Source organism: Oceanobacillus chungangensis (genome assembly GCF_003369565.1).
Lineage (GTDB): Bacteria > Bacillota > Bacilli > Bacillales > Amphibacillaceae > Oceanobacillus > Oceanobacillus chungangensis.
On the sequence record NZ_PIOD01000008.1, the window covers coordinates 1 to 14100 of the forward strand.

Genomic DNA, 14100 nt, shown 5'->3' on the forward strand with positions numbered 1-14100 from the left:
ATACTAATCGATCGAGGACTTAACTAAATTCTTATTTGATTGTCGTTGACCATTACTCTTATTTAGTTTTTAAGGTATAAACCTAAAATACCTTGCTTTTTATCTTTAAAAAGTATATAATAGAACTTGTCCTAATTTTTTAGGATTGTCTGGTAGTAATAGCGAAGAGGTCACACCTGTTCCCATCCCGAACACAGTAGTTAAGCTCTTCAGCGCCGATGGTAGTTGGGACTTTGTCCCTGCAAGAGTAGGACGCCGCCAGGCAATAAATTGTTCTATACTAGAGTTAGAAACAATTTAATTTATTATTATCGCGGGGTGGAGCAGTCTGGTAGCTCGTTGGGCTCATAACCCAAAGGTCGTAGGTTCAAATCCTGCCCCCGCAACCAATTACTTTATAGTTAATGGTCCGGTAGTTCAGTTGGTTAGAATGCCTGCCTGTCACGCAGGAGGTCGCGGGTTCGAGTCCCGTCCGGACCGCCATTAAAAATATAATAGCATTGATACCCACACAGGATTTCTTATACGAAAATCGTGTGTTTTTTAATATTTATAAACTTTATCTAATAATTTTTTTGATGATACTGTCTTTAATCAATCATCAATGGTCATTGGTACATATTGACTTGATTTTCGATGTTAATTGGCAGTTTGTATTATTCCCCATGAAGTTTACTAATGCTTGTGGAAATTAACTGTTCACCTGGAAAGTCTGAACATAATTTATCTGGAATTGGATTAAAATGCTTTCAGGGGAGAGTAGCATTATTCCACTCAATCTTTTCCTTTTTCCTATTCTTTTTGCTATTATTAGGATAGCTTTAAAAATAGAACTAAAAAGGATTGCAGAAAAGAACAATAAAAAGATAAGTAAAATAGGATATGTTAAAGTAGGCAATTATGAAGAACATATCCGTTTAACGATAGATAATAAAGAGGAACGTTTAGAGAAAAACCGATATAATCATTTAAGTAGGTGACTTTATGAATAAACACCAGGTAAAAACAGAAACAGTTGAAGAAACAACAGCTATAGGACAGAAACTAGCTTCGTTACTTCAAACTGGTGATGTAATTACGTTAGAAGGCGATTTAGGCGCTGGTAAAACGACTTTCACAAAAGGATTGGCAAAAGGATTAGGTGTAGAACGTACGGTAAGTAGTCCTACATTTACAATAATAAAAGAGTACGAGGGAAGGCTTCCATTCTACCATATCGATGCATACCGACTAGAACATTCTGAAGAGGATATCGGTCTAGAAGAGTATATTCATGGAAATGGAGTGACGGTTATCGAATGGGCGCAATTTATTGAGGAGTTTCTCCCTGAGGAACGTATAAATATTAGAATCAACTATATTAATGAAAACAAACGTGAGTTGGAATTTACCTCAACAAGCGGATATTTTGAATTAGTATTAAATGAATTATTGAGTTAGGAGTTACTTGAATGAATCTACTTGCAATTGATACATCGAATCAAGTGCTAGGTGTAGCAATACTAAAGGACGAGCAAATCATAGGAGAAGTAGTTACAAATATAGCGAAAAACCATTCCGTAAGATTAATGCCAGCAATTGACCAATTGATGAATGAGGTTTCCCTTACTCCAGAACAATTAGATAAGATTGTCGTTGCCAAAGGGCCGGGATCTTATACTGGGGTAAGAATTGGAATATCTACCGCGAAATCATTAGCATGGGCACTAGACATCCCGATTACGGGCATTTCTAGTCTGGAAGTACTTGCTTATCAAGGGAGATTTTTTGAAGGAATTATTTGTCCGTTCTTCGATGCACGTCGTGGCATGGTCTTTACTGGGTTTTATGAATGGCAGGAGAATGATCTTGTATCGGTCTATGAAGAGAAGAACATTTCAATGGAAGAGGTATTAGCGAAGCTTGCTGAAGAAAAGCGTAGAGTACTTTTCTTAAGTCCAGATATTTCGGTATATCAGGATGCAATAGAAGCAGCTTTAGGAAATTTAGCTATTATTCCTGAGGGGCCATATCATATTGCTAGACCTGGTTTCCTTGGGCTTGCTGGTCTAAGAAAAAGTGCGGAGCCAACACATACGCTAACACCGAATTATCTACGCTTAGCTGAAGCGGAGGCAAATTGGTTGAAAGCACAGAAGGAAAACGAGAAAAATGGATAAAGTCCTTATACGAAAAATGGAAATTAAGGATGTAGAACATGTAGTAGAGGTTGAAAAAGCTTCGTTTACTATACCATGGACAACAGACATTTTTTATCAGGAAATTGTCGATAATAATTTCGCCCATTACTTTGTCATTGAATTAAATGGGCAGATTGTCGGCTATGCTGGCGCATGGATTGTTATTGACGATGCACAAATTACGAATATCGCAATAATGCCAGAGTATCGCGGCTATAAATTGGGAGAAAAGCTGTTCCAATATGTAATCCAATCAGCGATAGGGATGGGTGTACGGCATTTGTCATTGGAAGTACGTGTATCCAATCGTGTGGCCCAGTCGATGTATCGGAAGTTTGGGCTAGTTCCTGGTGGTATTCGAAAAAACTATTATACAGATAATCAAGAAGATGCTATTGTAATGTGGGTGAACTTATAATGAAAAAAGATACTTTTATACTAGGAATAGAAACAAGCTGTGATGAAACTGCTGTAGCGATTGTGAAAAATGGAACAGAAATAGTTTCCAATGTGGTTGCTTCGCAAATTGAAAGCCATAAACGTTTCGGCGGAGTAGTTCCGGAAATAGCGTCAAGACATCATGTCGAACAGATTACCGTTGTGCTTGAAGAAGCTTTCCAAGAAGCTGACATTAACTGGGAGCAAATTGATGCAATAACCGTTACCGAGGGTCCAGGACTTGTTGGCGCATTACTAGTCGGTGTCAATGCTGCTAAAGCATTAGCATTTGGAAAGCAAAAACCGTTAGTCGGAGTCCATCATATTGCGGGGCATATTTACGCCAACAGATTGGAAAAGGAATTCGCGTTTCCACTTTTAGCTTTAATCGTATCAGGAGGGCATACTGAGCTTGTTTTAATGAGAGAGCACGGTTCTTATGAGTTAATCGGAGAAACACGTGATGATGCGGCAGGAGAAGCATATGACAAGGTCGCTAGAATGCTTGATTTGCCATATCCAGGTGGACCACATATTGACCGATTAGCAACGATTGGTGAAGAAACGATTGATTTCCCTAGAGCATGGCTAGAAGACGGTAGCTATGATTTTAGTTTTAGTGGATTAAAATCATCGGTGATCAATAAAATTCATAATGCAAAGCAACGCGGGGAGACGCTGAAGGCAGAGGATATTGCTGCAAGCTTCCAAGCAAGTGTAGTTGACGTGCTTACAACAAAAACCCTCCGTGCTGCGAAGGAATTTAATGTGAAGCAAGTAATTGTTGCAGGCGGGGTAGCTGCGAATAAGGGGTTAAGAACCGAATTGGAAGCAAAATTCTCTGAAACCAATATTCCATTGCTAATCCCACCACTTAAACTTTGCACAGACAATGCTGCCATGATTGCTGCTGCGGGGACGATTGCTTATGAACAAGGAAGACGCTCTGGTTTAGACTTGAATGCAAATCCTTCTCTATTATTGAAATAGGCAACAAAACTTATCCACATACCTGTAGATATAAATCAGAAAAACTTATGATACTAATAATCTTATTGTGGATGGATGTTGGGGGAAACTTTAAAACACTATGTGGATAGTGTGTATAACTTCAATGTTAATTGATATATATGCACTTCTACTTTAAATGTGCTTGTGGATAATTTATAGAACATATTGTATTGAGAAAAGAAGTCTGAAAAGAAATTTGGTGATACATGTTGAACAAGAAGCAATCCTATTATATGCAAACAGATTTGATTGTACTTTTTATATTATTTGTTTGTGTTAGTTTACTAGCCATTTATAATGCACAGCAATTTGAGCAATATGATGGTAAAAATTTCGTAATTCAACAGATCGTTTGGTATATAATTGGTATATGTTTCATAGCTACAATCCAATTTTTTGATTTAGAACAATTATATAAAGTAAGTATTTACTCATATATTGCTGGACTTATAGTACTTGCTATTCTTTTAGTTAGTCCTGAATCAATTGCGAGGGAAATAAATGGTGCAAAGAGCTGGTTTACATTACCGGGCTTGTCGATACAACCGGCTGAATTTGCTAAAATAACGACAATCCTTTATATGAGTAGGGTAATAGCAATGCATCGTTCGAAATTTGAATTAAACACTTTAAAAACAGATATTTTATTGCTTATTAAAATCCTAATTGTTGTTGCTCTCCCAATAGGACTAATTATGATGCAATCAGACTTTGGAACTTCTATGGTGTATCTATTTATTGCTGGAATGATGATTATTTTTGCAGGGATTAGCTGGAAGATAATCTTAAGTTTGATTGGTATAGTGGCTGCTGGTGCTGGAGCGGTTCTCGGATTTATCGTGAAGTTTCCAGACTTGGCTAAGGAAATTGTCGGAAAGGGCAATGCATACCAGATCGATCGAATTATGACTTGGTTTGACCCTGCCCAGCAAACAAGCAATGCGAGCTATCATTTCGATCGTGCCATTATGGGCTTAGGATCTGGACAGCTCTTTGGAAAAGGCTTAAATAGTATTGAGGTCTACTATCCAGAGGCACATTCCGATTTTATTTATTCCGTAATAGGAGAGAGCTTCGGCTTTGTTGGTGGCGCAATTGTAATCTTTTTATACTTTATGCTGTTATATAAACTTGTAACATTAGGGTTAAATATGTTTCAGCATTCGCCATTTGGTTCGTATTTCTGTTTTGGTTTCCTTAGTTTAATTCTTGTCCATGTTTTTCAAAATATTGGCATGACAATAGGTATAATGCCGATTACGGGTATTCCCTTGCTGTTAATTAGCTATGGTGGGAGCTCGGTCATGTCGACTATGCTTGGCTTAGGAATTGTATATCGAGTTGCTGTGGAGTACACAATCCAAAATGACTATCTATTTAAATAGGAAAAAGCCCATGAGTTTCTCATGGGCTTTTAAAATTAGCTTTAGATTATATTAAATCGAAGTAGCGATGTTGATATACTACGGACAGCCAGCGAGTCATTGGCTATTGGAGTAAACATTAAGCTTTCGGCCTAATATTAAAAGAGTTCTTACTGCCTTCCTCTATTTCTTCACTCAAATTACTTTCATCTTTGTTACCGTCGACTGTTAGGATTATTTTCTCTATTCGATTCTCAGCTACTTCGGTTACTTCAAACACGAGATTTTTATAAGTTATTACCGGACGTTCTTCCTTTGAAGGGATATAGCCAATTTCGCCAATTAGAAAACCACTTACTGTATCGAAGTCTTCGATAGGAAAATCGATATTGAGTATGTCTTGAAGCTCATAGAGATGGGCAACACCCTCGATAGAGTATTTATCAGGTGCAATCTGAATGATTTCCTTTTCTTCAGGCCCATCACTTTCACTGAATATCTCACCAACAATTTCTTCAATAACGTCCTCAATTGTTACTAATCCTTCTGTACCGCCATATTCATCAAGTACTATAGCGATATGTGCATTATTTTTTTGCATATCAGCAAATAATACATCAATGGTTTGAGTTTCGAGTACAAAATACGGTTTTCGAATTAGTTCTTTCAAGTGAAAGTTTTCATCATGGTCATAATCGATAAACGGAAGTAAATCTTTTACATGGAGAATGCCAATAATGTTATCAATATCACCTTCAAAAATCGGGAATCTTGTATATTTAAATTCATTCACCATATCAACTGTTTCTTTTAATGTTGCATCAATCGAGAGAACAGACATATCGGTTCGATGCGTAATAATATCAGAGACATCTTTATCGTTAAAATCAAAGATATTATTAATCATTAATCTTTCTGCAATATTTATAGTACCTCTCTCGCCGCCAACATCTACGAGCATTCTAATCTCTTCTTCTGTAGCTTCTTCACTATGTGCATTCGGATCAATTCCGAACATACGAACAACTGTATTTGTTGAAAAAGTTAGAAGTTTAACTAAAGGTAAGAAAATCTTAAATAGAAATGTGAGTGGTTTTGCTACGAAATTTGCGATTGCTTCTGTCTTTTGAATCGCAATTTGTTTCGGCATAAGCTCTCCGAAAACAAGTGTAAAGTATGATAGAACTAAAGTGATTACCACTACGGAAATCGTATTGAGCACGTCCATTTCTAATGGAACACCAATATTTGCTAAACCTCTTGCTAGCGGACCTGCAAAGAAGTCTGCTGCAAATGCACTGGATAAGAAACCAGCTAATGTAATACCTATTTGGATTGTACTAAGGAAGCGGCTTGGCTCTGAAATAAGATTATAAATCATTATTGCCTTCTTATCGCCATTTTCCGCCATTTTCTGTACTTTTGTATCATTCATTCCAACCAATGCCATTTCCGATGCTGCAAAGAAAGCATTAATTAAAATAAGCACAATAAGTGTTATGATTGCTATCGCCAATTATATAACCCTCCATAAATTTCCAATCGTATCATACTAAGAAAGAGTACGATGATTGTAAACATTATACAATTTATTACATGCTCCTACAGTTTACCGATTGTTTTACACGGGCCGAACCTCCAAAAAAGTAACCATTATCTTCATGATAAGACAAATCATTCCACTTAAAGTATACGGCAATCTATATTTCGATACAAATCTAAGCCTCTTGCAGTACCGACCATTCATCCATCAATTGCTCAATTTCCGAATTCATGTCGCTAATTTTTTCGTTTAACTCAAGCGATTTTTCATGGTTCTGATAAACTTCAGGTTCTGCCATTTTCTCTTCGACTTTAGTGATTTCTGATTCAAGCTGTTCAATCTTTTCTTCAATTTCCGTGATGCGACGTTGTTTCTTCCGTCTTTCACTTTGCAGCTGTTTTTCTTCTTTAAAACTGAGCTTTTTCTTTTCTTCTTTAATAATAGGTTTCTCAATTTGCTGCAAACGATGCAATTCTGCTTCTTCTTCTTTCTTCTCTAAATAATAATCATAATCACCTAAATAGATCGTAATCCCATCGCGTTGCATTTCTGCAACTTGATCGGTAATTTTATTTATGAAGTAGCGATCATGCGATACGAAGATAATGGTTCCTGGAAACTCATTTAATGCTGCTTCCAACACTTCCTTACTGTCGATATCCAAATGGTTTGTCGGCTCATCCAATATTAGCAGGTTTGCTTTTTGCATCATCAATTTTGCTAGGGCTAATCGTGCTTTTTCGCCACCACTTAATGTAGGAACAGGTTTTAAAACATCATCGCCGGTAAATAGGAAATTTCCTAAAACTGTTCGAATGTCCTTTTCATTTATAGACGGATAGTCATCCCAGAGCTCTTGTAATATTGTTTTCGATGACGATAAATCTGCTTGCTCCTGGTCATAGTAACCAATCTGGACATTCGTTCCTAAGTGAAGCGTTCCCTCGATTGGTTCTAATTTTCCCATAATCGTTTTCAATAATGTTGTTTTACCTACACCATTCGGGCCAACGAGGGCAATCCGCTCCCCGCGATTGACATGGAGCTTCGCATTTTTAAACAATGTATCACTTTCATCATCATATCGGACTGCCAATTTATCTATCTTTAGTACATCATTGCCACTGCGACGATTGATTTGGAAAGCAAATGATGCAGAAGATTCGTCTCCTAGTGGTCTATCTAGTTTATCCATTTTTTCTAATTGTTTTCTTCTGCTTTGTGCACGTTTTGTCGTTGATGCACGAACAATATTACGTTGGACGAAATCCTCTAATTTTTTAATTTCAGATTGTTGTTGTTCATATTCCCTTAATTCCTGTTCATAATCCAATGCCTTCTGATCTAAAAATTTACTGTATGTGCCATGATATTTCTTCGTTCGATGCCTGGAAATTTCATAAACAATGGAAACTGTTTTATCTAGAAAATAACGGTCATGTGAAACAATCACAACTGCACCAGGATAGTTTACTAAGTAATTTTCTAGCCATGAGAGTGTATCAATATCTAAATGGTTCGTAGGCTCGTCCAGAATAAGCAGCTGCGGCTTTTGTAATAGTAATTTACCTAATGCAAGACGTGTCTTCTGCCCACCGCTTAACTCTGTAATTGGTGTATCGTAATCGAATCCTTGGAAATTTAATCCATTAAGAACTGCTTTAATATCAGACTCATACTGATAGCCACCATTTGTTTGAAAGGCATGCTGCAGCTTGTCATAGCTTTGTAACAGTTTCTCATAATCTGCAGCAGGTAAATTGGTTGCCTGCTCCATTTGTTTCTCAAGTTTTCGCAGCTCCTGCTCCTGCAATTCAAGATGCATAAATACTTCAAGCATTTCATCCCAAATCGAATTTCCCGATTCAAGCTCCATGTGCTGCGATAAATATCCTAATGTGAGGTCCTTCGGTTTGAAAATCTCCCCACCATCATGAGAAAGCTCCCCAGCCATTATCTTTAGTAGCGTTGACTTTCCCGCACCATTTCTGCCGACTATTGCGATGCGATCATTATTCTTCACTTCTATTTTTATATTTGCCAAAATCTCTTCCGCACCGAAGGACTTTGATAACTCATTAATTTGCATTAATATCAAAACGTTCACCCCATAAAATTCTAATTCTATTATTGATCTAATTATACAATAGGAAAGTATAAAAAATTTCCTATTCCAACTCCAGTGGTTAGAAGACTTGGTTGTCACTAGGTCTTTCAGTGACAGCCTTAGTCGCACTTATGTAGTAAGAAATACTATATACTTTCTTAACTACCAAGATATTAAGATATGCCATATCCAGCTCTAGCGCCCGTGCTCCTAGCTAGACTTCCCCTAATCTAAAGAAGACTTGCCGATTGGTTACACATGAGGCTTAGCCACACTTATACACTTGTGGTGAAAGTTAACATCGATTTACTCTCACTTCTAAAGAGTTTACTTTACCTTCTCGAAGGTAAGTTCGACACATCGAACCACCCCCGTCCTTTTGGGGGGCAGTCTGTACACAGCACAAACTAGCTTTAAGCTTTTGTTCATTATACACGAAATTCATTTGTGAAAATTATCACGACTATTTACTTGATATCTGTTAAACTATAGGTAATATATAAATAACTTGATTATTGAATTGAAAAGAGGATAAATATGGAACAAAGCAAAATTCCACAAGCAACAGCTAAACGGCTACCACTATATTATCGTTTTTTAAATAATTTAAATCAACAAGGGAAAAACCGAGTATCCTCCAAAGAACTGAGCGAAGCGGTAAAAGTAGACTCAGCGACAATTCGCAGAGATTTCTCCTATTTCGGTGCATTGGGGAAAAAGGGATACGGTTATAATGTTGAATATTTACTCGGATTCTTTCGAAGTACGTTAGATCAACATGAAACTACAGAAGTCGCATTAATCGGTGTCGGTAACTTAGGGACAGCGTTTTTAAATTACAGCTTCCTAAAAAATAATAATATAAGAATCACAAAAGGATTTGACGCAAACCCAGAAAAGGCTGGAACGAATATTGGTGGAGTACCTATTTATCATATAGATGAATTACATGAGAAATTAGAAGGTATCCGCGTAGCAATCCTGACTGTGCCGGCAACAGAAGCAGAATCGATAACGGAGAAGCTTGTTAATGAGGGAATTGAGGGGATTCTCAATTTCACACCAGCAAGAATTTCTGTACCTGAACATATTCGTGTTCACCATATTGATCTAGCTGTTGAATTACAATCACTCGTATATTTCTTGAAGCATTATCCTTTAGATAGTAAAAAGAAGTAACACGCTAAAAATTCGTGTTACTTCTTTTTTTTCAATTAACCGCCAATAATAATTAGTTGAAGTTTATCCAACTGTTGTTGAATTTGTTCGGGAGTTAACGAGTATTGTGCAAAGATGGTGAGAGAATTCATTGCCATATGCACGATAATCGGCGTAATGATTCGCTTTGTTATTACATACAGATAGGCGAATACAAATCCCATTGATGCATATATTAGGATGTGCTCTGGTTCCTGGTGGATAAATCCGAAGATGAGCGCTGATAATAATGCAGCAAAAAAGAAATTCATTTTTTTATAAAAGCTTCCAAAGATAATTTTCCGGAAGATTATTTCCTCTAATATTGGCCCGATAAGCGCTGGAACAATGACAAATAGAGGAAATGCACGTGAAATATCCATGATTTGAGCAGTATTTGCCGAACCTGGAGTAATCCCAAATATAGCGATTTCTAGCATTACCGAGAATGCTTGTGCAAAATAAGCCATGAATAAGCCGAGAATAGACCAAGTAATAACCATCACAGCCGATGATGCATCACGTTCTGTGCGCATCTGCATATCGGGCTTCATGAGGAATAAAACAATAACTAATCCTAGAATGAAACTAAATACTGTCCAGTAAATTGAGGCCTCATCACCTGAGACTGGTAGGATTGCATAGAATAATGGTGCTCCGAGAAATACAGAATACTGCATGATTATATAGGCTAAGATAACGTACCAATATCGTTTCGTCAAAATAGAACGACTCCTTTTTCGTTTAAGAACTTGTTAAAATTAAAGGCAGTGGATAATGTTTTTTATATAATTAGCCACGTCCAGATCCAGCACCCGTGCTCCTAGCGAGACTTCCCTCACCTCAGTACAATAAGTCAACATCGATTCCTGCGATTAAGGAAGGCCGTCTAAACTGAGGCATCGCCAACGTCGGCGTACCCCTATAGTGAAGGGGCAGGTTTCCTTTATCTTCTACAAAGGAATGTTCGACAATAGCATCACATCGTGTGACATCGTCGAACCACCCCACATCCTGTGGGGAGCAGTCCGTACGTCGCTAAAGGGTGTTTCCGCTTTAGAGATTTGATCGTAATGTAGTCTATGTATTGATCCTTACTTTTAGTAATACATAGTAAATATTTTAACATGTAGAAAGAGGGATGTCTTTCTTAAGTGGATAGAAAGAATAATATTCCCTTTACTGTACATTGCTTTTCTAGTTTAGGATTGTCGAATTTCGCGTTTTTTAAACAGCTAGGGCATTAAGGATGCAAAGCAAAATAAATTGCGATACATTGCTTGCATTTTTTTTATGAATTCATTATGATAATGATAGAAGTTAGCACTCGATACCCTTGAGTGCTAATAATAAAATTTAGAAAGATATCAAGGAGGCTTTTTTACATGATTAAACCGCTAGGAGATCGAGTTATTATCGAGCTTGTTGAGCAAGAGGAAAAAACTGCAAGTGGAATCGTACTTCCAGATTCTGCACAAGAGAAACCACAAGAAGGTCGTGTTGTTGCAGTAGGTTCTGGCCGAGTTTTAGATAATGGAGAAAAAGTAGCACTTGAAGTTTCTGAAGGAGATCGCATCATCTACTCTAAATTTGCGGGTACTGAAGTGAAATACGAAGGTAACGAATACTTAATTCTTCGCGAAAATGACATCTTGGCTGTCGTACAATAAAACGATTCATTTAACATACTTAAGATAAGAATTTAAGGAGGAATACTTATTATGGCAAAAGATATTAAGTTTAATGAAGACGCACGTCGTGCAATGCTTAACGGTGTAGATACATTAGCAAATGCAGTAAAAGTAACTTTAGGGCCAAAAGGTCGTAACGTTGTTTTAGGTAAAAAATTCGGTTCTCCACTAATTACAAATGATGGAGTTACGATTGCAAAAGAAATCGAACTTGAAGATCCATTCGAAAACATGGGTGCACAGCTTGTATCTGAAGTTGCATCTAAAACAAATGATGTTGCTGGTGATGGTACAACAACTGCAACAGTTCTTGCACAAGCAATGATTCGTGAAGGATTGAAAAACGTAACATCTGGTGCAAACCCTGTAGGCATTCGCCGCGGTATTGAAAAAGCTGTTGCAACTGCTGTAGAAGAGTTGCATGCAATTTCACAACCAGTTGAAAATAAAGAATCAATCGCACAAGTTGCTGCTATTTCAGCATCTGACGAAGAAGTTGGCCAACTAATCGCAGAAGCTATGGAACGTGTTGGTAGTGACGGTGTCATTACAATTGAAGAATCTAAAGGATTCAGCACAGAATTAGATGTAGTAGAAGGTATGGAATTCGATCGCGGCTATGCTTCACCTTACATGGTTACAGACCAAGACAAGATGGAAGCAGTACTTGAAAATCCATATATCTTAATTACAGATAAGAAAATTACAAACATCCAAGAAATCCTACCAGTGTTAGAACAAGTTGTTCAACAAGGTAAACCACTTCTATTAATTGCTGAGGATGTTGAAGGTGAAGCACTTGCAACATTAGTTGTAAACAAACTTCGTGGAACATTCAACGCTGTAGCTGTTAAAGCACCAGGATTCGGTGATCGTCGTAAAGCAATGCTTGAAGATATCGCAATTCTTACTGGTGGAGAAGTTATTACAGAAGAATTAGGATTAGAGCTTAAAGCAACAACAATCGAGCAATTAGGTAGCGCATCTAAAGTTGTCGTAACGAAAGAAGCTACTACAATTGTTGAAGGTATTGGTAATCCTGAAGCAATTTCTAGCCGTGTTGCACAAATCCGTGCACAAGCTGAAGAAACTACTTCTGAATTCGATAAAGAAAAATTACAAGAACGTCTTGCTAAATTATCTGGCGGTGTAGCAGTAATTAAAGTTGGTGCTGCAACTGAAACAGAACTAAAAGAGCGTAAACTTCGTATTGAAGATGCGCTAAACTCAACACGTGCTGCAGTTGAAGAAGGTATTGTAGCAGGTGGTGGTACAGCACTTCTTAACGTTTACAATAAAGTAAGAGAACTTGACCTAACAGGCGACGAAGCAACAGGCGTAAGCATCGTACTTCGTGCAATCGAAGAACCAGTTCGTCAAATCGCTGAAAACGCTGGATTAGAAGGTTCTATCGTTGTAGAACGTCTAAAACATGAAAAAGTTGGCATCGGCTTTAACGCTGAGCTTAACGAATATGTAAACATGGTTGAAGCTGGAATCGTTGACCCTGCTAAAGTAACGCGTTCTGCACTACAAAACGCAGCATCTGTAGCAGCAATGTTCCTAACTACTGAAGCAGTAGTAGCTGACAAACCAGAAGAAAACGCACCTGCAATGCCTGATATGGGCGGCATGGGTGGAATGGGCGGCATGATGTAATCTGCCCCTATAAACCTTGATATATTAGGGTTTTGTGTAAGGGAAAAGCCATTTGGCTAACATTTGGTACATTATTTTAGGCTTCTCATCAGTTGACCAAACTTTTGAGAGGCCTCTTTTTTCAATTCTTTTGTTACATGTAGATAGATATTTCTTGTGGTTTTATCTTCTGTATGTCCTAACCTATCCATTATTTCTTCAAGACCAACTTTTGCTTCTGCAAGCAAGGAAGTATGCGTATGTCGTAATGAATGGGGGGTTAATTCTTGATTTAAACCAGCTATCTTTATCAAGCGTATCATCCTGGTTTCTACCGTTTTAATAAAAATAGGATACCCAGGGTGGTGGCTTGTCTTTGAAAAGATAAAATCCTTATCATAATAAGAATTCCCTATGCTCTTTTTTACTTTTTCTTGAGTCTCTTTATGTCTTTCTAACGTATCAATAACATCATCTTCGACGACGATCTTTCTTACTGAACCTTTTGTTTTTGGCGGAACCAATTGATACTCAACAGTATTATTAGTAGGGTTGTAGTATGTTTTTATGATTCTTATGGTATTTTCATTAAAATTAATGTCACTCCATTTAATGGAAACTAGTTCACCTACTCGCATCCCTGTATAGGAAAGTGTTAAAAAAACCAAATAGTCCATTTCTAGGCCTTGATTATTAGCGGTTTCTAAGAATAATGCTAGATTCTTTTTCTAAATGAAAATCCTCTAAACATAACTTTGAAATATGGTAAAATATTACTATTGAGAGCAATTCGCAGATTTGTTTATGTCCGGTAGGTTCCATCTCTATGTAGAAGGTAAAAAAAGAAATATTATATTGAGAGGAGTGCCGATAATACTTAACATCATTTGTATTGCTTTTGGTTTTCAATTATTATATACAGTAGAATTGT

12 protein-coding genes, 2 tRNA genes, 1 rRNA gene and 1 pseudogene are annotated in these 14100 nt (G+C 37.3%); 12 read left to right on the forward strand and 4 right to left on the reverse strand.

Features of this window, described 5'->3' with window-relative positions:
- The first annotated feature begins 148 nt into the window (after positions 1-148).
- The 9 genes from rrf to CWR45_RS08375 all read left to right on the forward strand — a co-directional run bounded on the left by rrf (position 149) and on the right by CWR45_RS08375 (position 5014).
- Positions 149-264, forward strand: a 5S ribosomal RNA gene (gene rrf / locus CWR45_RS08335).
- Between the two features lie 48 nt (positions 265-312).
- Positions 313-389: transfer RNA gene (locus CWR45_RS08340), tRNA-Met, on the forward strand.
- A 17-nt stretch (positions 390-406) separates the two neighbouring features.
- A tRNA-Asp gene (locus tag CWR45_RS08345) sits at positions 407-483 on the forward strand.
- A 260-nt stretch (positions 484-743) separates the two neighbouring features.
- Positions 744-980 carry a hypothetical protein gene (locus CWR45_RS08350; protein WP_115749418.1) on the forward strand — a complete coding sequence of 79 codons (237 nt, stop codon included), beginning with the start codon at positions 744-746 and terminating at the stop codon, positions 978-980.
- A 4-nt stretch (positions 981-984) separates the two neighbouring features.
- Complete coding sequence (gene tsaE, locus CWR45_RS08355) at positions 985-1440, forward strand: tRNA (adenosine(37)-N6)-threonylcarbamoyltransferase complex ATPase subunit type 1 TsaE (RefSeq protein ID WP_115749419.1); 456 nt, start codon at positions 985-987, stop codon at positions 1438-1440.
- An 11-nt stretch (positions 1441-1451) separates the two neighbouring features.
- Complete coding sequence (gene tsaB, locus CWR45_RS08360) at positions 1452-2159, forward strand: tRNA (adenosine(37)-N6)-threonylcarbamoyltransferase complex dimerization subunit type 1 TsaB (protein WP_115749420.1); 708 nt, start codon at positions 1452-1454, stop codon at positions 2157-2159.
- Positions 2152-2598: a ribosomal protein S18-alanine N-acetyltransferase gene (rimI, locus tag CWR45_RS08365; RefSeq protein ID WP_115749421.1), complete on the forward strand. Its 447-nt coding sequence runs from the start codon at positions 2152-2154 to the stop codon at positions 2596-2598. The genes tsaB and rimI overlap by 8 nt, the downstream gene beginning before the upstream one ends.
- Complete coding sequence (gene tsaD / locus CWR45_RS08370; protein ID WP_115749422.1) at positions 2598-3608, forward strand: tRNA (adenosine(37)-N6)-threonylcarbamoyltransferase complex transferase subunit TsaD; 1011 nt, start codon at positions 2598-2600, stop codon at positions 3606-3608. Before rimI ends, tsaD begins: the two co-directional genes overlap by 1 nt.
- A 227-nt stretch (positions 3609-3835) precedes the next feature.
- The gene (locus CWR45_RS08375) at positions 3836-5014 is read left to right on the forward strand and encodes an FtsW/RodA/SpoVE family cell cycle protein (RefSeq protein WP_245975386.1); all 1179 of its coding nucleotides are present in this window, start codon (positions 3836-3838) and stop codon (positions 5012-5014) included.
- A 118-nt stretch (positions 5015-5132) separates the two neighbouring features.
- Here CWR45_RS08375 and CWR45_RS08380 read toward each other — a convergent pair whose 3' ends face one another.
- Both CWR45_RS08380 and CWR45_RS08385 read right to left on the reverse strand, forming a co-directional pair.
- Positions 5133-6509 (reverse strand): hemolysin family protein, encoded by a 1377-nt coding sequence (locus CWR45_RS08380; protein ID WP_115749424.1) that lies wholly within the window; start codon positions 6507-6509, stop codon positions 5133-5135.
- 202 nt (positions 6510-6711) lie between these two features.
- Entirely contained in the window at positions 6712-8634 is a 1923-nt protein-coding gene (locus tag CWR45_RS08385) for an ABC-F family ATP-binding cassette domain-containing protein (protein WP_115749425.1), read from the reverse strand.
- A 546-nt stretch (positions 8635-9180) separates the two neighbouring features.
- On the opposite strand from CWR45_RS08385, the gene CWR45_RS08390 reads away from it, so the two are divergent.
- The gene (locus CWR45_RS08390; protein WP_211315953.1) at positions 9181-9822 is read left to right on the forward strand and encodes a redox-sensing transcriptional repressor Rex; all 642 of its coding nucleotides are present in this window, start codon (positions 9181-9183) and stop codon (positions 9820-9822) included.
- A 35-nt stretch (positions 9823-9857) separates the two neighbouring features.
- On the opposite strand, the gene CWR45_RS08395 is transcribed toward CWR45_RS08390, so the two are convergent.
- A complete protein-coding gene (locus CWR45_RS08395) occupies positions 9858-10562 on the reverse strand; it encodes a CPBP family intramembrane glutamic endopeptidase (protein WP_115749427.1) in 705 nt (234 codons plus the stop codon).
- 663 nt (positions 10563-11225) lie between these two features.
- On the opposite strand from CWR45_RS08395, the gene groES reads away from it, so the two are divergent.
- Both groES and groL read left to right on the forward strand, forming a co-directional pair.
- Positions 11226-11510 (forward strand): co-chaperone GroES, encoded by a 285-nt coding sequence (gene groES / locus CWR45_RS08400; protein ID WP_114915352.1) that lies wholly within the window; start codon positions 11226-11228, stop codon positions 11508-11510.
- Between the two features lie 51 nt (positions 11511-11561).
- The gene (gene groL, locus CWR45_RS08405) at positions 11562-13190 is read left to right on the forward strand and encodes a chaperonin GroEL (protein WP_115749428.1); all 1629 of its coding nucleotides are present in this window, start codon (positions 11562-11564) and stop codon (positions 13188-13190) included.
- 71 nt (positions 13191-13261) lie between these two features.
- Here groL and CWR45_RS08410 read toward each other — a convergent pair.
- A pseudogene (locus CWR45_RS08410) lies at positions 13262-13873 on the reverse strand (tyrosine-type recombinase/integrase); the annotation flags it as partial.
- Positions 13874-14100 lie beyond the last annotated feature (227 nt).